This window comes from Stenotrophomonas sp. B1-1 (genome assembly GCF_010894375.1).
Taxonomy (GTDB): domain Bacteria; phylum Pseudomonadota; class Gammaproteobacteria; order Xanthomonadales; family Xanthomonadaceae; genus Stenotrophomonas.
Window position 1 is genome coordinate 97,166 of the sequence record NZ_JAAIUZ010000005.1, and the last position, 19,963, is coordinate 117,128.

A 19,963-nucleotide genomic window follows, 5' to 3' on the forward strand; every position below is an offset into this window, starting at 1 on the left:
GTATCGGCAATAGAGAAAGAACCTGATCATGCCTAACTACCGCACGCATCTTCAGGACCATCACACCATCGAGCAGCAGACGCTCAAGAGCAGTTCACTGCTTGCCAAGCTGCAGAGCGCGGGAAAGCAAGGCCCTCAAGGTGACCACCATGACTCTGACCGCCCCACCGGTACCGGCGAAGCTCCGGGAACTGCTAAAGGACTATCCGGAGCACATCAAACAGCTGCAGGAGGCTCTCATTTCAGTGAGCGACGGGCGACAGAATTACGCCCCTCCGTTTGAGGCTGCTGTCTGGCTGTTGGAAGACTGCGTTACTGCCTTCAAGAGAGAAGCCCGCGCTGAAATAGACGCCGCTGTGGCAGCAAGCGACTCGCAGGCGCTTGAACGAGCCAAAGAGAAAGAACGGCTGATGTCCTTTGCCAGGTCCAGCAACATTGGCCTGGCAGATCTCAGCGAGCTGCACGCCTACTTTGACGCCAACATCAGGTAACGCTGATGCCCTCCGGTGCACTGAACGACAGTAGATCCACCCATGCGTGGATGCTCTCCCCATCGCGCCCCGTCGAAGAAAACGACCAAAAGGACAGCAACCAGCGAGCACAGATCGACTCCAGCAACCGAACAGTCCCTTACCCACGGGCCGCCCTACTTCAACCGCTCCACCAACCGCGGCCCCACCTCCAGCGCCGAAGCCGGGTTCTGGCCAGTAATCAGCTCGAGGCCCACCACCACATGCCCAGTCCACGGCGTGGTATTGCTGCTGAACTTTGCACCTGCCAGCTGCAATGACCTGCCCCCGGTTTCCTGGTCCGATCCTGGCACAGTCTACGGACCCCTTAATGGATGCCAGTAATGCCCATGCCCCCTCCCCCAATCCCTACAGAGCTTCGTGAACTGCTCAAAGACTACCCGGAGCATATCGAGCGATTGCAGCAAGTTCTGAATCGATCAGCAGAACGCTCTCTGGAAGTTTCATTGATGCCATTTGACGACGCAATCAATGCACTGGTGGGCCGACTGGAATCATTCATCATCGAAGCGCGCACCGAGCTCGCGGACGCCAAGGCATCGGGAGACCCGCAGGCAATTGAACGCGCCTCGGAGAAAGAGCGACTGATGTCGTTTGCCCGATCCAGCAACATAGGCATGGCCAATCTCAGCGAGTTGCGCGCCTACTTTGATGCAAACATGGGCTAAGACTGGACCGGCCGGACTTCCCTAGACCCTCACGACCGCAAGGATGATGGACACATGCCCGTTAGAGACCCCGCTTTCTACGACCTGCGCCGCCTGTACTCCGACGAAGACATTGAAAGCCTCGTGCGGCAATACAAGACTCTTTGTAGTGCGGACGAGGCGTGCGCCCAAAGGCATGGCGATGGAGGTATCCGGTCCATTGGGGACTATGAAAATGCAAGACAAGCAGAAGAGGAGAAGAGGGATTTCGAGCAAAAGCATCCACAGCTCGTAGAGATCATCAACAGCAAGAAAGGGCCTGTGAAAGATCCACGGTAAGAAGCCGCCCTACTTCAACCGCTCCACCAACCGCTGCCCCACTTCCAACGCCGAAGCCGGGTTCTGCCCGGTAATAAGCTCGCGGTCCACCACCACATGCCCCGTCCACGGCGTGGTATTGCCGCTGAACCTCGCCCCCGCCCGCTGCAACGCGGTCTGCGGGTAGAACTTCATCTCACCACCGCCCAGCATCGGCTTGGCCTGCTCTTCTTCCTGGTTGCTGATCACCGTCATCTGGTAGCCGCTGTAGATCCACTTCGGCGTGGCCGGCGTTGTACCCGCTTCCAGCTTCGCCACGAAACCCGCCGCATCCGGCAGCGTGGACAGCAGCGCGATCGGCCCATGGCAGACCAGCGCGGTGGTCTTGTTTCGCTGATGGAAATCGGCCAGCAACCGGCCCAGCGCTGGGCTCTTCAACAGGTCCTGCATCGGCGCGTGGCCACCGGGAATGTAGACCGCATCGAAACGCGCGTAGCCCTGCTGCTCCACGCGCGCCAGGCTGAGCACCGGCGAGGCCGTCGGCGAGGTCAGCGCCAGCTTCTCCAGCAGCTCCTTGTGCAGCTTCAGCTGCGCGGCATCGTTGCCGAAGTACGCCGGCGTCACCGAAGACGCATCCACCGTCGGCGCCCGCCCCCGCGGCGTAGCGAAGGTCACCTCGTGGCCCGCGTCCAGCAGCAGCTTGACCGGCTGCATCAGCTCGTTGAGATAGAAGCCGGTGGACAGCACCTTGCCGTCCTTCAGGTCCAGGTGGTTTTCGTCGGACAGCACCACCAGCACATTGGCGGCATGCGCGCCGCTGGCGGCCAGGGTCAGGGCCAGCGCTGCGGCCAGCCGGGTCATCAGGTTCATGGGGAGCTCCTATCGGGGAATCGCGGCCACTTTATTCATCGCCCCAGCGGCGATAAATTGGCCCCATCGCAAAACATCTGTTCCCCGGAGAGCCAAATGAGCCGCAAGTTCGACTACCTGGGCGACGTGGAGGTGTTCTTGGCGGTGGTCGAGCACGGCTCGTTCACCGCCGGCGCCGTGGCGTTGTCCACCACGCCCTCGGTGCTGAGCCGCGCGGTTACCCGCCTGGAAGCACGGCTGGGCCGGCAACTACTGCAGCGGACCACCCGCCGCGTGGGTCTGACCGACGCCGGCCGGCTTTATCTGGAACAGGTGCGCACCGCCTTCGGCCTGCTGGACGACGCCGAGCGCGACGTACAGGGTCAGGACGGTGCACTTGCAGGCCGCGTGCGCCTGAGCGTGCCCACCACCTATGGCCACTACCGGCTGCCGCCCGTGCTGGCGCGCTTTGCGCAGCAGCATCCGCAGGTGCAGGTGGAACTGAACATCACCAACCGCAATGTGGACCTGGTGGCCGAAGGCTTCGACCTGGCCATCCGCCTGGGCCAGCTGCCGGACAGCGGGCTGGTGGGGCGGAAACTGGAAGACGCGCCACTGTTGCTGGTGGCCGCGCCGGACTACCTGCAGCGTCGCGGCACCCCGCAGACGCTGGACGACCTGCAGCAGCACATGTGCCTGCCCTTCGTGATGCCGCGTACTGGGCGGTTGGCGCCTTGGATCTTCCGCGAAGACGGGCGCGACATGGACTGGCTGCCGCGTTCGTCGATTGAGACCTCTGACGATGTGCTGGGCGTGGTGTCGCTGGCCGAACAGGGCATTGGCATCTGCCAGAGTTACGAGTTCATCGTGCGCGATCGGCTGCGGCGTGGGCAGCTGGTGGAGGTGTTGCCGCAACTGCGCGGGCGGTCGCGGCAGTTCTCGGTGATCTATGCGCCGCATCGGCGGCAGTCGGCGGCGGCAAGGGCGATGATTGAGTTGCTGGTGGGGAATGCGGCTGGAGTCTAGGTTAGCGGGTGGCTGACGCTGCCAAGCTCGCTGTAGGTGTTTAGTCAGAGCCGATTTTCGGGCTATGAGGCTGACTGGACGCAGTCTCCGCCAAGGGTAGGCTATGAACGGCTGCGGAGAGGGTGTCGCGTCATACTTTGCGGCGCGGATGCGCGCCACCCACTCGATGCAGATGCTATTGCCAAGCTCTGGCATTCGCTTCCGGACAAAGACGGACGCCCACCACGTTCTGCTAGGCGACGGGAAAATACCACTCTCTGCCATTGATTGCGAAGCCCGACGGACTAAATCATAGAACGCGTTTGCGGATCACCCGCGTCTACGCGCGATCTCGCGGAGCCGCAGGTAACGTGCGTCCTGCGCAAGCTCTGCCACAGCCCCCGCGATCTCGTCCAAGCATTCATTTAACTCCAACGACACCCATTGTTGATCTCGAATCACAACATTCAGCAGCGTCAAAGCGACGCTCGCGAAATCTCTGCACAGGCCCGACTCGTGCAAAAGGTGCAAGAGATAGTCCGGGTGTTCGACCGGTTGCAGCCAGTCCTGCATTGCAGCCACGGCTGCCGGAAACTCTCCACGGGAGGCAATCACCAAGCGCGTCAATGAATCGGCAATGCGCGGCGTGGCCGTGTCGCGAGACTTTGGCCAAACCTGCTGCCAGAATGGTTGCACACGATTTTTCCAGAACTCTTCACGCTGATCGGCTGCGCCTTCAAGTGCTTGCACTAGCGCCTGTGCGGATGCTTCGAGGCCTTCCTGTGGGAGCGCACCAAAGGCAGATCGGAACTCTTCAGCAGTGTATCCATCTGTTGGCCCCAACGCCGCGTATGTCAAGAAGGTCGCAAACTGCCGCCGATGCTCTCCCAGATCGGAATAGTGATTTGCGCTATCGAGGAACTGCGACTTGAAGGCAATCATCAATGGTTGATACAAGCGCGGCGACCAAAGAAATCCTTCCCAAACGGCTTTTGCTTCTATGGGATCTTCCCAACGAAAGAGCGGAAGAAGGTATTGTTCACTCCAGGATCGATCAACTCTAAATAATGCAACCAGCTGTGATCCAAGCAGAACTCTACCGTGGCGAAAGCGCGCTACTTGTACATCGCACATCAAGGTGAAGATTGGCTTTAGACTCCCCGTGAGAAGATCATTGTCATTCGGAGCCTCTTTAAACCACAGATTGATCAAAGCCTGAGTGACCTGTCCGATGGGATGATTGATCGCATCACCGACAGGGTTATGCACCTCTACGCCATCACGTACAAGGCGAGAGCCCGATTCCTCGTCCAGCGGAAGCATCAATACTCGGCGGCAAATGCCAAGCAGGATGTCTTCGTGGCACTTGATGGACTTGGATGCAGCTTCAAGCCACCACGCCACGGCGCGGATAGTTTCCTGAAGCACGGCATCAGACATTGTCGAGACTAGCGGCGCGGCGTAACGCCAAGATCGCGCGACAGTCTCATCTTCTGCCCAAGTCTGCAGGGCCTCACGCCATCGCTCAGCTGGCCACACGCCATCTCTTGCTAAATCGCTCAATGCGAGCAAACTGTGGAAGAAACGCGTGCGGCAAACGTCACGCCACGTGTCTTCGTAAAATGGCCGCCGCTCGGGCATTGGCTTTGCTAGCCACTGCACCAGACCCTGTCGTTTCCGGGGCGCAATGTCGACGTCACGGCTCTCTTGATGGTCCGGGTCGCCGGTGCCGCTCATCCAATGTGAGAATTCATCACGTTCATTGGTGGCCAACCGCCATTGCGGATAAGAAGTGGATAACTCAGCCAGACGTTCCGCCGCAGACGCCCCCAAGGCAAGCCCTGATGAACTGAGTTTAGCCAAATGTAGCCAGACGGAGCGAGCCACCAAGTCCTGCCAACGCCCTGCTTCCAAGTCGTCTCGGTACATATCACGGGGCGGACCAGCCAAAATTGCGGCTTCCAGACGCTCCTGCACGTTACCTTCCAATTGCCGCCCCCTCAGAACAAGCAGCCTAAATACCTCACGCCCCGTATTGGGTGACCACAGCCACCATGCTCCGTCTGCCAGCAGCCAGTCCACCCACTGCTTGGACTGGACGCTCTCTTCTTCGCTTGAGGCGAACAGGGCCAATCTCTTGAACGTTGGGTATGGCAATTCGAACCAGCCTTCGGCGTAGCGGCGCGCGCGCTCGCTATCGGCCGAGCGAACCGCTAGCCAAGCATCGCGCAGCAGTTCGATCAGGCTTACCCAGTCGTGGAAGCCGCGGTTCTGCCAGTGCGGTGTAATGGACGGCAAATCCCAGTATGAGCGGTCGTTACGGTCGTCCGCGTCACCCAATTCGCACGACAAGTCCAATGCATCACGTAAGAGCTGCTGGAAATCCTCAAGCAGCGCCGGCAACGCAGACCGCCAGGACTCGTCGGAAAGGTCGCGCAAAGTCGCGTGCACGTGATCAGCGCCCAACACTAGCTCCCAGTCGACCAACTGTTTGATACGCGTGATCTCTTTGCCCACACTCGAATCATCCTCGCCCCAACGGAACGGTTTCTTCAGAACCAGCATCGGCGCAAGAAGATTTCGCAACTCTAGCCGCATAGTTGTGGTCAACCCATCACGCTTCAGACGACTCTTCCATCGATAAAGATCGCCATTGCGCCAATGTGACTTCAAACGCCCACTAAGCAAGAGCCGCCACAAAGTGCGAATCAATGAGCCGGGAATGGCTTTGGGAGAGTGCAAGCGCATTTCGTCCAATTCAGAGGTCTTGCCATCACTCTCCAGCTTTGCAATGAGATCCAGCTGCTGTTCGATCAACCGCTGCCAACGGTCGTGCAACTGCCCCCCGCGCTCGGCAATCCAGATGATGAGCCTCGGGTCATCGAGATAGCGCACCAGCCAGCGGGCCAACTGGAACATCACATCGTCCCAATCGCTATTACTCAAGCCGCCACCAGCCAACAGCATAGGAGGGGCCCGGTCGTACGCGACGGGCCGGCGTATCAGACTGAATCTCAGCTTGCTGTTTACTTCTGTATGAGGCGGAATGCGGAAGCGCGGCAGATCGCTGAACGTAAAACGATTGTCCGACAGTGGCTCCAGAAGCCAGTCTAGTGGCGGGGCGGGATTGATCTCCGCAAAACGCTTTGCCGGCAAACCGGACTTATCCGATAGTGCCCACAGTGTCCGCCCGACGAAGTCGTCTTGCCGAGTGCTGTCCTGAGGGCGTGCAAAAGCATGCTTGACGATGATGGCTTCTTTCCCTTGAACGCCATCGCGGTAGGTGTCAGCCCAGGCGTGCAAGGTATGGTGCAGCGCCGAATGGGGGTAGCTTCCAGCATAGGTGGAGTAAAGGATAGGCGTGACGCCCTTGGCCTCCCACTCTATCGTTACCCGGCGCTCCTCACCCGGCTTGCAATCCCCCAGCGCCCAGGCTTGCGGAGTGACTTCGCCCAGCATCCTGTCCGCTGCCAGTGCATCCATCATGTAACGCAGCACCGGATCGTTGATGCTATAGCCCACAAAGCAAACTACGTAGTTGCGGAACAGCTCACTTACGAAGCGTGCGGCCCAGCGTTCAGTGAGGTAAGCCAGACCGAAATCGCCGCTGGTGACAACCAAGCGGTTCAATGCGGTGGCGTCCGCCTTTTCAGGCAGCAATCCATGCAAATAGACGACCCCGTCCCATCGGCTGTTCTTCGGAATTGGCAACATCGGCGCCGCATAGGCCTGAAACGTCTGGCCTGAGCGTTTGGCAGCTGCGTGAAAGATGCGGTCAAAGTTAGTAGTGACCAAGCGGACTGCGCCCTCGCGACAGCGCGCAAGACGTATCAGCGCCGACTGTGTATCAGTTGCACCATTTCGGCGAAGCTTTGGTTTGAGCGCCTCCGCCAATGCTCGACGAACGGCCAGACGTTGTCCAGGCAAGCGCCTTTCGAGCAAATCTAGGGTTGCGTCAAACTGACCTCGGTCGAAGGCCTCACGCTCAATGTCCGAAAGTGCCGTACCGTTCCGCAGATAGATCTGCTCTACCAGCCCCTTGAAACCTGGCAGGCCTGCAGGGTAGGAAATGCCCGCCCCACAGAAGAACACCACCCGGCCGTCTTCGTGCGCCTGCAAGAGCGCGTCCGGGATATCAGGGCCATCGACGATGAACTGCATTCAGAGTCATTCCTTTGGCAAACATATCTCACCCAGAGTCATCGCTCGACTCAGCGGGTCCGATGCAACAGTAAACCGTGCCCCGAAGTAGCGTCGACATCGGCTTGCACTGGAGAAACCTCTTATCCCCGAGAACCATCCTTCGGGCCACCGAGCAAGAGCGTCTGTAGCGGCAAGCCCCGAAGCGCCTTCGCCCTGAACGAATTGTTAGGCGCCAACACGTTGGATTCGCACCATGCTGTACTGGCGAAGCGCGCGCTTGCCGTCAGCTGAGACTAGATTGATCAGATAGTCGTTGGTAGCCAATAGGTCAGCGGCCTGGTCAAGCGATGTTGCAAATACCTTGTTCACTGCGTTGTTGGTTGGAGAGTCAGACGAAGAAGCGCGCTTGCGATTAAGCACATAGCGACCACATGAGTCCGGTTTTGCGATGAATGCCTTCCCAGCTGCCTCACCGCGCGTACCAATAGCAATAATACTAACTACGATTCCAGTCACGAAAATCACCTTTCTTGATACCGGATGCAAGAGTTAAGCCCCCCCTCGAAGGGGCTTCAGCTGCAGATTTTCTCTTGCCAGAATAGCGTTTAATCAAATGAAATGGATAGTCTTTGAGCTTCGCGACTACTTCTCCGGAGAGCGCCATAGTAAGGAGGGAGATTAGCATCTCACTCATGCCCCCCCCCGCGCTCCGAGCTTTCTCTTTAGCTGATAATTGTTTTTTTCGACAATAGGCCCGACCGTTAAACTCGGTCAGCCAACAAACAACAAGGGCGCCTCTCGGCGCCCTTGTTCTCTCAACTCACTCCCACTCAATAGTAGCCGGCGGCTTCCCCGAGATGTCATAGACAACCCGCGACACCCCCCGCAACTCATTGATGATCCGGTTGCTCACCGTCCCCAGGAATTCATACGGCAGATGCGCCCAATGCGCGGTCATGAAATCAATCGTCTCAACCGCACGCAGCGCAATCACCCACTCATAAGCCCGCGCATCGCCCACCACACCCACCGACTTCACCGGCAGGAACACGGCAAACGCCTGGCTGGTCTTGTCGTACAGATCGGCCTTGCGCAGCTCATCAATGAAGATGGCATCGGCCTTGGCCAGCAGTTCGGCGTACTCACGCTTCACTTCGCCCAGGATACGCACGCCCAGGCCCGGGCCCGGGAACGGGTGGCGGTAGACCATGGTGCGCGGCAGGCCCAGCTCAACGCCCAAGCGGCGCACTTCGTCCTTGAACAGCTCGCGCAGCGGCTCCACCAGGCCCAGCTTCATGTGCTCCGGCAGGCCGCCCACGTTGTGGTGGCTCTTGATCACGTGCGCCTTGCCGGTCTTGCTGCCGGCCGACTCGATCACGTCCGGGTAGATGGTGCCCTGCGCCAGCCACTTGGCGTTCTTCAGCTTGTTCGACTCTTCGTCGAAGATCTCAACGAACAGGTTGCCGATGATCTTGCGCTTGGCTTCCGGGTCGCTCACGCCTTCAAGCGCGGCGAAGTAACGGTCGGCGGCGTTCACGCGCACCACCTTCACGCCCATGTGCTCGGCGAACATCGCCATCACCTGGTCGCCTTCCTGCCAACGCAGCAGGCCGGTATCCACGAATACGCAGGTCAGCTTCTCGCCAATGGCCTTGTGCAGCAGCGCGGCCACCACGGACGAATCGACGCCGCCGGACAGGCCCAGGATCACTTCGTCATCGCCCACCTGTTCGCGCACGCGGGCGATCTGGTCGTCGATGATGTTGGCCGCGGTCCACAGGGTCTGGCAACCGCACACATCCACCACGAAGCGGCGCAGCAGCGCCTGGCCCTGCAGGGTGTGGGTCACTTCCGGGTGGAACTGCACGCCGTACCAGCGCTTTTCTTCGTTTGCCATGGCGGCCACCGGAATGCGGTCGGTGGTGGCGGTGATGGTGAAGCCCGGCGGCGCGACGGAAACGTGGTCGCCGTGGCTCATCCAGACATTCAGCTTCGGCTCGCCGCCGTGGTCGCTCAGGCCCTTGAACAGCGCATCGGGGTTGATCACGTTCACTTCGGCGTGGCCGAATTCGCGCTGGTCAGCGGCTTCGGTAGCGCCGCCCAGCTGCGCGGCCAGGGTCTGCATGCCGTAGCAGATGCCGAAGATCGGCAGGCCGCTGTCGAACACTTCCTGCGGCGCGGCCGGGGCGCCCGGCAGCGTGGTCGATTCCGGGCCACCGGACAGGATGATGCCCTTGGCGCCAAACGCCGCGATCTCGGCCGGGTTGTGGTCCCAGGCCCAGATTTCGCAGTAGACGCCCAGCTCGCGGATGCGGCGGGCGATCAGCTGCGTGTACTGCGCGCCGAAATCGAGGATCAGGATCTTGTCGTTATGGATGTTGGTCATGGCGCCCTGGCAATGCAGTAGGGAAAACGAAGCTTCAAATAATTTGCTGCGGCAGATGGAAAAAGAGGAACGGGAATCAGCTTCCTCGTTCCTCTTTGCCCGGCCCGCGTCAGGCGCGGTAGTTCGGCGGTTCCTTGGTGATCGTCACGTCGTGGACGTGGCTCTCACGCTGGCCGGCGCCGCTGATCTTCACGAACTTCGGCTTGGTGCGCATGTCGTCGATGGTCGCGCAGCCCACGTAGCCCATGGTGGCGCGCAGGCCGCCCATCAGCTGGTGGATGATGCCCCCCACCGGGCCGCGGTACGGCACGCGGCCTTCGATGCCTTCGGGCACCAGCTTGTCGGCACTGGAAGCGTCCTGGAAGTAGCGGTCCTTCGACCCCTTTTCCATGGCGGCCAGCGAACCCATGCCGCGGTAGCTCTTGTACGAACGGCCCTGGTACAGCTCGGTCTCGCCCGGCGATTCCTCGGTACCGGCCAGCAGGCCACCGACCATGATGGTCGAGGCACCGGCGGCCAGCGCCTTGCCGATGTCACCCGAGTAACGGATGCCACCGTCGGCGATGAGCGGGATGCGGTCCTGCAGGGCTTCGGCCACCAGGTCGATGGCGGTCACCTGCGGCACGCCCACGCCGGCAACCACGCGCGTGGTGCAGATCGAGCCCGGGCCGATGCCCACCTTCACCGCGTCCGCGCCGCTGTCCAGCAGCGCCAGTGCGGCTTCGCCGGTGCAGATGTTGCCACCGATGACCTGCACGTGCGGGAAGTTCTTCTTCACCCAGGCAACGCGGTCCAGCACGCCCTGCGAGTGGCCGTGCGCGGTATCGACCACGATCACGTCCACGCCGGCGGCGACCAGCGCTTCCACGCGGCGATCGGTATCGCCACCCACGCCGACGGCAGCGCCGACCAGCAGGCGGGTCGACAGATCCTTGGCAGCGTTGGGGAAGTCGGTGTTCTTCTGGATGTCCTTCACGGTGATCAGGCCACGCAGGGCGAAATCATCGTTGACCACCAGCACCTTTTCGATGCGGTTGCGGTGCAGCAGCTGCAGCACTTCATCGCTGGCGGCGCCTTCCTTCACCGTAACCAGGCGATCCTTCTTGGTCATGATGTGGCGGACCGGATCGTCCAGCTCGGTTTCAAAGCGCATATCGCGGTGGGTCACGATACCGGCCAGCAGGCCGTCGCTGCCCACCACCGGCACGCCGGAGATGTTGTGCGCCTGGGTCAGGGCCAGCACGTCGCGGATGGTGGTTTCCGGGCCGACGGTGATCGGGTCGCGGATGACGCCGGCCTCGAACTTCTTGACCTTGGCCACTTCCGCGGCCTGCTGTTCCAGGCTGAGATTCTTGTGGATGATGCCCATGCCGCCGAGCTGGGCCATGGCGATGGCCAGGCGGGCTTCGGTGACGGTATCCATGGCTGCAGACAGGATCGGAAGCTTCAGCTTCAGGTCGCGAGTCAACCGCGTTTCGAGGTTGACGTCCTTGGGCAGGATGGTCGAATGAGCGGGGACGAGCGAGACGTCGTCGTAAGTGAGTGCTTCAGCCTGGATGCGCAGCATCGGCATACCCGAGATGTGGGGAAGCGCGACATTTTACCCCTTTTTCACGCCCGATGGGAGGGGGTGGATGCGACGCAGTGTCGCGCGGGCGACGATCGGTTCAGGGGGCTGGAACCGGCTCTCAGGGCCTGGAACCTGCCCTTGGTGGGTGCGGACCGTTGGTCCGCACTGAAACCGCCTGGGTCCTGAAACCGCCTCTGGTAGGTGCCAACCTTGGTTGGCACAAACCGGCAGAGGCCCCTACCCCATCTGGGGTCCGGGCGCCGGACAAATCGTGCCAACCAAGGTTGGCACCTACCCAGAGCGGGCCATTCGCATGTCTCTGGTGGGTGCAGACCGTTGGTCCGCACTGAAACCGCCCGGGTCCTGAAACCGCCTTTGGTAGGTGCCAACCTTGGTTGGCACAAACCGGCAGATGCCCTCACCCCATCTGGGGTCCGGGCGCCGGACGGAACGTGCCAACCAAGGTTGGCACCTACCCAGAGCGGGACATTCGCATGTCTTTGGTGGGTGCGGACCGTTGGTCCGCACTGAAACCGTCTGTGGCCTGAAACCGCCTTTGGTAGGTGCCAACCTTGGTTGGCACAAACCGGCAGACGCCCTCACCCCATCTCGGGTCCAAATGCCGGACAGATCGTGGCAACCAAGGTTGGCACCTACCAGGAGCGGGACATCGGCATGTCTCTGGCATCGTGCCGACCAACGGTCGGCACCCACCAACGGCGGATATCCCCAACCGCAGGTCAGCTCGAGGCTTCCGCCGCTTCCAACGTGTTCTGCATCAACGTGGCCACGGTCATCGGGCCCACGCCACCCGGCACCGGGGTGATCCAGCTCGCGCGCTCGGCGGCGGCTTCAAACCCGACGTCACCCACCAACCGGCCGTCATCCAACCGGTTGATGCCCACGTCGATCACCACAGCGCCCGGCTTCACCCATTCGCCCGGCACGATGCCCGGGCGGCCCACGGCCACCACCAGGATGTCGGCGTTGCGCACGGCCTGTTCCAGCACGTCCTTGGGGGTGAACTTGTGGCAGCTGGTGACGGTGCAGCCGGCAATCAGCAGCTCCAGGCCCATCGGCCGGCCCACGTGGTTGCTTACGCCCACGATGGTGGCGTTGCGGCCGCGCACCGGCTGGTCGGTGTGGCCCAGCAGCGTGGTGATGCCGCGCGGGGTGCAGGGGCGCAGGCCGAATTCACGCAGGGCCAGATGGCCGACGTTTTCCGGGTGGAAGCCGTCCACGTCCTTGCGCGGGTCGATGCGCTGGATCAGCCGGCGGGCATCCGGAATGCCCGGCAGCGGCAGCTGGATCAGGATGCCGTTGATCTTCGGGTCGGCATTCAGCTGGTCAATCAGGTCCAGCAGCTCGGCCTCGGTGGTGCCGGCCGGCAGATCGTAGTCGTAGGCTTCAATGCCGACCTTCTCCGCCGCACGGCGCTTGTTGCGCACGTACACGGTCGAGGCCGGGTCACCGCCCACCAGCACCACGGCCAGGCCCGGGCGGCTGCCGCCGGCGGCGACGCGGGCGTCAACGCGCACCTTCAGGCTGTCGAGCAGATCCTCGGCAATACGGCGGCCATCGAGGATGCGGGCAGGAGGCGTTGCGACGGAATCGTTCATCGAATGCGGGGGCAGGCGGCGGCGGGGACGCTATTGTCCCTGATTCAGGCCCCCTCGCCCACCGCAGCATGCGGCCAGGAAGGGGTCGGATCCCTTTGCCACAGGCAAAGGGCTCTGACCCCGCAAGCTGCGGAGCCTACGAGGCCTGGGGTCAGAGCCCTTTCCGCTGGAAAGGGATCTGCCCCCCGGGGCGCATGGGATCGGATCCCTTTGCCGCAGGCAAAGGGCTCTGACCCCTCCCCCCTCACTCCTCTTCTTCTTCCGGCACCTGGTCGGCATTCAACGTGCGCGCCTTGCGCTTGGGTGCGGTGAACGGCGTCGGGGTCGGCACGCCTGGCAGTGCGCTGCCGAACACCATGTGCGCACCGGCACGCAGGCTGCCGCCGGCCATTTCCAGTTCGAAACGCTCGGCGTCGCGCTCGCGGATCTGCTGGGCGATTTCCTGGGCATCTTCTTCTTCGGCACCCAGTTCCATCAGCGCGGCCTGGCCGAACAGCAAGGCCGATTCGAAGGTCTCGCGAATCTGGAAATCGACGCCGGCATGGATCAACCGCAGCGAGTGCTCGCGGTCGAACGAGCGCACCAGCAGCTTGGCCTGCGGGAATTCGTGCGCCACCAATTCCACGATGCGGTCGGCGTCTTCGGCATTGTTCACGCATACCGCAATGGCACGCGCGGTGGCCGCGCCGGAGGCGTGCAGCACGTCAAGACGCGTGCCGTCGCCGTAATAGATCTTGAAACCGAAGCGCTCGGCGTTGTGGATCATGTCCACGTCGTTGTCGATGATGGTCACGTCCACGTCCCGCGCCAGCAGCGACTGGCTGGCGACCTGGCCGAAGCGGCCGAAGCCGATCAGCAGCACGCTGCCGGACAGGCCATCGGCGGTGTCCACCCCTTCCAGGCTGACTTCCGGCTTGGGCGCCACGTGCTTGTAGACCAGCACCACCAGCGGGGTCAGTGCCATCGACAGCACCACCACGGCGGTGAAGTTGGCATTGATGTCCATGTTGATGACGCCGGCGCTGGCGGCGGCACTGAACAGCACGAAGGCGAACTCGCCGCCCTGCGCCATCAGCACGCCACGGTCCAGCGCCTGCGCGTGGTCGCTGCCCATCAGGCGCGCCACCGCGTAGATGCACAGGGCCTTGGCGGCCATCAGCGCCAGCACCAGGCCGACGATCAGCGGCCAGTTGCCGGCCACCACGCCCAGGTCCAGCGCCATGCCCACGCTCAGGAAGAACAGGCCCAGCAGGATGCCGCGGAACGGTTCGATGTCCGCTTCGATCTGGTGGCGGAAGGTCGATTCGCTCAGCAGCACGCCGGCCAGGAACGCGCCCATCGCCATCGACAAGCCCGACAGCTGCATCAGCAGCGCCGCGCCCAGCACCACCAGCAGCGCGGCGGCGGTCATCACTTCGCGCGCCTTGGCTTCGGCCAGCAGGCGGAACAGCGGGTTCAGCAGGAAGCGACCGACCAGCACCAGGCCGATGATGGCGCCGGCGCCGATGGCCACCGACAACCAGCGCGAGCCCTCACCATCGGCACTGCCGGCGCTGGGCGCCATCCACGCCACCAGGGCCAGCAGCGGAACGATCAAGAGGTCTTCGAACAGCAGGATGGAAACGATCTTCTGCCCCGACGGCAGCGCGATGTCGCCGCGCTCGGCCAGCAGCTGCATGACCACCGCGGTGGAGGTCAGCACGAAACCAGTGGCGCCGATGAAAGCGACCTGCCAGGGCAGCCCGAACAGCTTGGCGATGCTGGTCAGCACCAGCGCGCAGGTGACGATCTGCAGCGTGCCCAGCCCGAAGATTTCCTTGCGCAGGCTCCACAGGTGCGAGGGCCGCATTTCTAGGCCGATGACGAACAGGAACATCACCACGCCCAGTTCGGCGGTGTGCAGGATCGCCTGCGGGTCGGAGAACCACCCGAGCCCGAACGGGCCGATGGCCAGGCCGGCGGTGAAATAGCCCAGTACCGAGCCCAGGCCCAGCCTGCGGAACAGCGGCACCATGACCACCGCTGCGCCCAACAGGGCGACGACCTTGACCAGTTCGCTGGTCGCTGCTTCTACCGCCATGCGGTGTGTTCCCCAGATGCGTTGATGGGGTCAACGATAGGGGAAGTTGGTGGACGGCAATAGCATGTGCGTTGCGTTTGATTGTGCCGAAAACGGAACGATGGCGGAAACAATACCCATCATCGTTCCATTGTCGAGTCGAGCCATGCTCGACTGCTCTGCGCGGTGGGCCAAAGGCAGTCGAGCATGGCTCGACTCTACAGTCACCCGCCCCGGCAGAACGCGGCGTAATCGATATACCCCGGGAACACTGCGCCCGGCGCGCACACCGGGCACGTCGGGTCCGGCGCAATGCGGCTTTCCCGGAACCGCAGGCCCAGCGCATCGAACCGCAGCAACCGCCCGACCAGCGGCTCGCCAATGCCCAGCAGCAGCTTCAGCACCTCGGTGGCCTGCAGCACCCCGGCCAGGCCGGGCAGCACGCCCAGCACACCGGCCTCGGCACAGTTCGGCGCGAACTCCGGCGGTGGCGGTTCCGGGAACAGGCAGCGATAGCACGGCGCCACGCCACGCTGGCGGCCGGCGTCAAACACGCTTACCTGGCCGTCGAAGCGCTCGATGGCCGCATACACCAGCGGCACCGCGTGCTTGATGCAGGCATCGTTGAGCAGATAGCGCAGCGGGAAGTTGTCCGATCCATCCAACACCACGTCCACGCCCTGCAGTAGGCGATCGATGTTTTCGGACGTGACCCGCTCGCGCACGGCCTCCACGTCGATGCTCGGGTTCAGCGCCAGCAGACGCTCGCGCGCCGATTCCACTTTGGCTTGGCCGACGCTGGCTTCGGTATGCACGATCTGCCGCTGCAGGTTGCTGCGCTCCACGTGATCGTGGTCGACCAGGCGCAGATGCCCTACCCCGGCCGCCGCCAGATAGAAGCTGGCCGGTGCGCCCAGACCGCCGGCGCCGAGCACCAGCACGCGCGCCTGCTGCAGGCGACGCTGGCCGGCGTCGCCCACCTGCGGCAGCAGCAGGTGGCGCGAATAGCGGTCGTAGAAATCTTGATCAGCCGCGGAGAGCAACGGTTGCACCAGCGGCAACGCCTGTTCGCGCCAGGCCACGGTGCCGCCCGTCACGGAAGCGATGTTCGAATAGCCCGCCGCGATCAGCGCCTGGGCCGCATCGGCCGAACGCTTGCCGGTCTGGCAGATCAGCAGGATTTCCTGATTTGGCGCGGGCAGGTGTGCGGCCGGCTCGGCCAGCAGATCATCCTTGGCCACGCCACGCGCGCCCTCGGCCATGCCACCGGCACGTTCGTGCGCGTTGCGCACATCGATCAGCACCGCGCCATGGGCCAGGCGCGCGTGCGCCTGCTGCGGGGAACGCTCGGGAATGCTCATGGCGGCATTATCGCGCAGACCCCAGCGCGGTACAGTCGACCGTTGGTCGACTGCTTTCCGCCAAATGCCAGAACCCCGCGCTGCGCGCGGCAGTCGACTGACAGTCGACTCTACCCCGGTCTGCTTTTCCCGTCGGCTTCCGCACCCGGCTCCACCCCGTCGCGGCGTTCAAACAAAAAGGCGGCCCTGCGGCCGCCTTTTCATGGATTACTTGCCCTTCACGTGCTTCATCAAGCGCCGCTTGGCCTTGACCTGCCGCTCGGTGAGGACGTTCTTCTTGCCCTCGTACGGGTTGGTACCCTCGCGGAAGATGAAGCTCACCGGGGTGCCGATCAGCTTGAAGCGCTTGCGGAAGAAGTTTTCCAGATAGCGCTTGTACGATTCCTGCAGCTCCTTCAGGCGCGTACCGTGCACGATGAAGGTGGGCGGGTTGGAACCGGCCGGGTGCACGTAACGCAGCTTGGAGACATGGCCGCGGATGGTCGGCGGCGGGTTGGTCTCGTACGCCACTTCCAGCGCCTTGTTCACTTCGCTGGTGGTGAAGGTCTTGTTCGCCGATTCGTGCGCGCGGTGCACGGCGCGGAACAGTTCGCGCAGGCCCGAGCCATGCTTGGCCGAGATGCGCACCGATTCAGCCCACGGCACGAAGCCCAGCTTCAGCGACAGCAGGGTTTCGGCCTGCTCGCGCTGGTACTCGGTCAGGCCATCCCACTTGTTGATGGCGATCACCAGCGCACGGCCGGCATCAAGCACAGCGCCCAGCACGGTGGCGTCCTGGTCGGTCACGCCTTCGGTGGCGTCCAGCATCAGCACGGCCACCTGGCACTGCTCGATGGACTGCATGGTCTTGACCACCGAGAACTTCTCGACCACCTCGTCCACGCGCGAACGACGGCGCAGGCCAGCGGTATCGATCAGGCGATACTCGCGGCCGTCACGCTCCAGGTCCACCGCGATCGAATCGCGGGTGGTGCCCGGCACGTCCGAGGCGATCATGCGCTCTTCGCCCAGGATGCGGTTCACCAGGGTCGACTTGCCCACGTTGGGGCGGCCGACGAAGGCGATGCGGATGCGGTTCGGGTCGTTGTCCAGCTCTTCGCCGCTGCCTTCTTCGGGCAGGCGCTGGATCACTTCGTCCAGCAGGTCGTCCAGACCCTGGCGATGGGCGGCCGATACGGTCAGCATTTCGCCGAAGCCATAGCGGGCGAATTCCGAACGCACATTGTCCTCGTCGGTGCCGTCGATCTTGTTGATCAGCAGCAGCGTCGGGCGCGAGAGCTTGCGCAGCCAGGCCAGGATCTCATCGTCCATGGCCGAGGTACCCTCACGGGCATCCACCACGAACAGGATCAGATCGGCTTCGGCCGCGGCGGCACGGGCCTGGCGCGTGGTCGCGCCAGCCAGGCCTTCTTCTTCTTCGGCAATACCGCCGGTGTCGACCACCAGGAAGTGGTTGTCTTCATCCAGGCGGCACACGCCGTAGTTGCGATCGCGGGTGACGCCGGGCTGGTCATGGACCAGGGCGTCACGGGTGCGGGTCAACGCATTGAAAATGGTTGACTTGCCGACATTCGGCCGTCCAACCAGGGCGACCAAAGGCAGCATCGCGATTACTCCGTATTAATTTGCCAACCGGAAGGCGGTCAGCTTGCCATCAACGTTCTGCACCAGCAGCAATCCGTCGGCCACGATTGGCTGGGCCAGCAGGGCGTCACCGCCGCTCTTGGCCCGCGCCGCCAGTGCGCCATCGGACGTCTGCAGCCAGTGCAGGTATCCCTTGTAGTCACCCACCACCACGTAATCGCCCTGCAGGGCCGGGCCGGTGAGCGAGCGACGGGCCAGTGCGGTCTGCGACCACATGGCAGCGCCACTGGTCTTGTCCAGGCCGAACACCCCGCCCTTGTTGTCGGTTACGAACACATTGCCCGAAGACACCGCCACGCCACCGGCACCGCCGTGGTCACGCGCCCACAGCGGGCGACCGGTCGGGCCTTCGATGGCCATGGTCTGGTTCTTGAAGCTGCTGACGAACAGCGTGTTGCCTTCCAGCACCGGGGCGCCGTCGACGTCGGCCATGCGCTCCAGCTCGGTACGGCCTTCGCCGCTGGCCAGGCTCTGGTCCCACAGGGTGCGGCCGTCCTGCATGGCCAGCGCGGACACGGCGCCGTCATCCTTGCCGATGAACAGCACGCCCGGGCCGGTGACCACCGGCGCGTTGCCGCGCACGGTCAGGGCCGGCAGTTCGCTGGGGTTGAACCACTTCTGGGTGCCGTTGCCGGCATCGAAGGCGGTGACCCGGCCATCGTTGCTGCGCACGAACACCAGGCCGTTGGCCACGGCCGGGGCGGCGATGACTTCGTTGGGCACGCGGGCGCGCCACTTTTCGCTGCCATCGTTGATGTCCAGGGCAATGACCTGGCCGTCCAGCGTGCCGATCACCACCAGGTTCTCACCCACGCCGGGGCCGCCGGACAGGCGCAGCTTCGGCTTCTTCTTTTCCTTGGTCGGTTCCCAGGTCCAGACCTTCTTGCCGGTCTGCAGGTCGATGGCATGCACGCCGCCGGTAATGGCCGCGGCGAACACGTGGCCATTGGCCACCACCGGGCCCTGGCGCACGCCAATGCGCTGCTCGCCCTTGCCCAGGTTCACCGACCAGGCCTTGTTGACCTTCACGGTCGGCTCGAACTTCACCAGCTCGGCCGGTTCCTGCGCCTTCTTGGCGGCGGCATCCTTACCGGCGAACCAGCCCTTCATGGTGCTGCAGCCGGACAGCGCCATACCGAGCAGCAGCACGGAAGCGACGCGCGTGATCATGACCTTCTGACTCATCAAACCGACTCCGCAGGGGCGGCGACGGTGCCGCCAGCGTCCATAACCTTGGTTTCCAGCAGGCGCCGCTGCGGCGCTGCCACGTCCAGCGTTTTCAGCGCCTTCTCATACTGTTCGCGCGCGGCATCGCGCTTGCCCTGGGCCAGCAGCGCATCGCCGTGGATTTCCAGGCTGCAGCTGTCGGTGGCACTGCCCAGCAGCTTGATGGCCTCATCGCTCTTGCCGGTAGCCACCAGCAGGCGCGCCACGCGCTGGTCGACCACGCGCTGCAGGTCGCCTTCAACCTTGACCGCGCGCAGGGTGGCCAGCGCTTCTTCGTTCTTGCCCGCGTCTACCTGGGCCTTGGCCAGCTGCAGGGCGGCCAGATCGCCGTAGATGCTGGACGGGCCAGCCTCCAGCGCCTTCACCGCCTTGGCGGCGTCGTCCAGCTTGTTCTGTTCCAGGCCGACCAGGGCTTTCTGGTATTCGACATTGGCCGTGGCCAGCTTGCCGCCCTGTTGCTGCTGCCACCACTGCCAGCCGGCAATGGCACCGATGGCGATGACTACGCCACCGATGATGCTGGCGCCATTGCTCCGCAGCCAGCTGCGGACGCGTTCACTTTGTTCGTGCTCGTCGAGCAGATCGTCGATCGCCATGCGTACTCT

The 19,963-nt window shown here is 63.1% G+C and carries 15 protein-coding genes and 1 pseudogene; 4 read left to right on the plus strand and 12 right to left on the minus strand.

The genetic code is table 11. The features are described from left to right. The first annotated feature begins 149 nt into the window (after nt 1-149). Nucleotides 150-491: a hypothetical protein gene (locus tag G4G00_RS03680; RefSeq protein WP_240336080.1), complete on the plus strand. Its 342-nt coding sequence runs from the start codon at nt 150-152 to the stop codon at nt 489-491. A 155-nt stretch (nt 492-646) separates the two neighbouring features. Here the strand turns inward: G4G00_RS03680 and G4G00_RS22125 are convergent. Further along, a pseudogene (locus G4G00_RS22125) lies at nt 647-790 on the minus strand (type 1 glutamine amidotransferase domain-containing protein); the annotation flags it as partial. Between the two features lie 63 nt (nt 791-853). Here G4G00_RS22125 and G4G00_RS03690 point away from each other — a divergent pair. Together G4G00_RS03690 and G4G00_RS03695 are read left to right on the plus strand one after the other, a co-directional pair. Then, entirely contained in the window at nt 854-1,198 is a 345-nt protein-coding gene (locus G4G00_RS03690; protein ID WP_234413483.1) for a hypothetical protein, read from the plus strand. A gap of 54 nt (nt 1,199-1,252) precedes the next feature. Beyond that, entirely contained in the window at nt 1,253-1,516 is a 264-nt protein-coding gene (locus tag G4G00_RS03695) for a hypothetical protein (RefSeq protein WP_164271311.1), read from the plus strand. A 9-nt stretch (nt 1,517-1,525) separates the two neighbouring features. Here G4G00_RS03695 and G4G00_RS03700 read toward each other — a convergent pair whose 3' ends face one another. Beyond that, complete coding sequence (locus tag G4G00_RS03700; protein WP_164271314.1) at nt 1,526-2,365, minus strand: type 1 glutamine amidotransferase domain-containing protein; 840 nt, start codon at nt 2,363-2,365, stop codon at nt 1,526-1,528. A 96-nt stretch (nt 2,366-2,461) separates the two neighbouring features. Here G4G00_RS03700 and G4G00_RS03705 point away from each other — a divergent pair, with 96 nt between their 5' ends. Then, on the plus strand, nt 2,462-3,370 hold the full coding sequence (locus G4G00_RS03705) for a LysR family transcriptional regulator (RefSeq protein ID WP_164271317.1): 909 nt from the start codon (nt 2,462-2,464) through the stop codon (nt 3,368-3,370). Nucleotides 3,371-3,679: 309 nt separating this feature from the next. Here G4G00_RS03705 and dsr1 read toward each other — a convergent pair whose 3' ends face one another. The 10 genes from dsr1 to G4G00_RS03755 form a co-directional block, all read right to left on the minus strand. Further along, nucleotides 3,680-7,510, minus strand: coding sequence for an anti-phage defense-associated sirtuin Dsr1 (dsr1, locus tag G4G00_RS03710; RefSeq protein ID WP_164271320.1), 3,831 nt, complete (start codon nt 7,508-7,510; stop codon nt 3,680-3,682). Between the two features lie 207 nt (nt 7,511-7,717). Next, on the minus strand, nt 7,718-8,008 hold the full coding sequence (locus G4G00_RS03715; RefSeq protein ID WP_164271323.1) for a hypothetical protein: 291 nt from the start codon (nt 8,006-8,008) through the stop codon (nt 7,718-7,720). Between the two features lie 304 nt (nt 8,009-8,312). Next, nucleotides 8,313-9,878, minus strand: a complete 1,566-nt coding sequence (guaA, locus tag G4G00_RS03720) for a glutamine-hydrolyzing GMP synthase (protein ID WP_005413109.1) — start codon at nt 9,876-9,878, stop codon at nt 8,313-8,315. Between the two features lie 109 nt (nt 9,879-9,987). Beyond that, nucleotides 9,988-11,445, minus strand: a complete 1,458-nt coding sequence (gene guaB, locus G4G00_RS03725; protein WP_164271326.1) for an IMP dehydrogenase — start codon at nt 11,443-11,445, stop codon at nt 9,988-9,990. Nucleotides 11,446-12,188: 743 nt separating this feature from the next. Continuing rightward, entirely contained in the window at nt 12,189-13,067 is an 879-nt protein-coding gene (gene folD / locus G4G00_RS03730; protein WP_108752884.1) for a bifunctional methylenetetrahydrofolate dehydrogenase/methenyltetrahydrofolate cyclohydrolase FolD, read from the minus strand. A 244-nt stretch (nt 13,068-13,311) separates the two neighbouring features. After that, complete coding sequence (locus tag G4G00_RS03735; RefSeq protein ID WP_164271329.1) at nt 13,312-15,147, minus strand: monovalent cation:proton antiporter-2 (CPA2) family protein; 1,836 nt, start codon at nt 15,145-15,147, stop codon at nt 13,312-13,314. A 203-nt stretch (nt 15,148-15,350) separates the two neighbouring features. After that, entirely contained in the window at nt 15,351-16,487 is a 1,137-nt protein-coding gene (moeB, locus tag G4G00_RS03740; RefSeq protein WP_164271332.1) for a molybdopterin-synthase adenylyltransferase MoeB, read from the minus strand. Between the two features lie 207 nt (nt 16,488-16,694). Then, nucleotides 16,695-18,092: a ribosome biogenesis GTPase Der gene (gene der, locus G4G00_RS03745; RefSeq protein WP_164271336.1), complete on the minus strand. Its 1,398-nt coding sequence runs from the start codon at nt 18,090-18,092 to the stop codon at nt 16,695-16,697. Between the two features lie 15 nt (nt 18,093-18,107). Further along, nucleotides 18,108-19,316: an outer membrane protein assembly factor BamB gene (bamB, locus tag G4G00_RS03750; protein ID WP_108752880.1), complete on the minus strand. Its 1,209-nt coding sequence runs from the start codon at nt 19,314-19,316 to the stop codon at nt 18,108-18,110. Beyond that, nucleotides 19,316-19,954, minus strand: coding sequence for a tetratricopeptide repeat protein (locus tag G4G00_RS03755; protein ID WP_164271339.1), 639 nt, complete (start codon nt 19,952-19,954; stop codon nt 19,316-19,318). The genes bamB and G4G00_RS03755 overlap by 1 nt, the downstream gene beginning before the upstream one ends. Between the last annotated feature and the right edge of the window lie 9 nt (nt 19,955-19,963).

Bases quoted from the DNA above. Each gene is read 5' to 3' on its own strand.
- guaB (WP_164271326.1), bottom strand. From the start codon at position 11,445: ATGCTGCGCATCCAGGCTGAAGCACTCACTTACGACGACGTCTCGCTC.
- G4G00_RS03700 (WP_164271314.1), bottom strand. From the start codon at position 2,365: ATGAACCTGATGACCCGGCTGGCCGCAGCGCTGGCCCTGACCCTGGCC.
- folD (WP_108752884.1), bottom strand. From the start codon at position 13,067: ATGAACGATTCCGTCGCAACGCCTCCTGCCCGCATCCTCGATGGCCGC.
- G4G00_RS03680 (WP_240336080.1), top strand. From the start codon at position 150: ATGACTCTGACCGCCCCACCGGTACCGGCGAAGCTCCGGGAACTGCTA.
- bamB (WP_108752880.1), bottom strand. From the start codon at position 19,316: ATGAGTCAGAAGGTCATGATCACGCGCGTCGCTTCCGTGCTGCTGCTC.
- guaA (WP_005413109.1), bottom strand. From the start codon at position 9,878: ATGACCAACATCCATAACGACAAGATCCTGATCCTCGATTTCGGCGCG.
- der (WP_164271336.1), bottom strand. From the start codon at position 18,092: ATGCTGCCTTTGGTCGCCCTGGTTGGACGGCCGAATGTCGGCAAGTCA.
- G4G00_RS03690 (WP_234413483.1), top strand. From the start codon at position 854: ATGCCCATGCCCCCTCCCCCAATCCCTACAGAGCTTCGTGAACTGCTC.
- G4G00_RS03695 (WP_164271311.1), top strand. From the start codon at position 1,253: ATGCCCGTTAGAGACCCCGCTTTCTACGACCTGCGCCGCCTGTACTCC.
- dsr1 (WP_164271320.1), bottom strand. From the start codon at position 7,510: ATGCAGTTCATCGTCGATGGCCCTGATATCCCGGACGCGCTCTTGCAG.
- moeB (WP_164271332.1), bottom strand. From the start codon at position 16,487: ATGAGCATTCCCGAGCGTTCCCCGCAGCAGGCGCACGCGCGCCTGGCC.
- G4G00_RS03735 (WP_164271329.1), bottom strand. From the start codon at position 15,147: ATGGCGGTAGAAGCAGCGACCAGCGAACTGGTCAAGGTCGTCGCCCTG.
- G4G00_RS03755 (WP_164271339.1), bottom strand. From the start codon at position 19,954: ATGGCGATCGACGATCTGCTCGACGAGCACGAACAAAGTGAACGCGTC.
- G4G00_RS03705 (WP_164271317.1), top strand. From the start codon at position 2,462: ATGAGCCGCAAGTTCGACTACCTGGGCGACGTGGAGGTGTTCTTGGCG.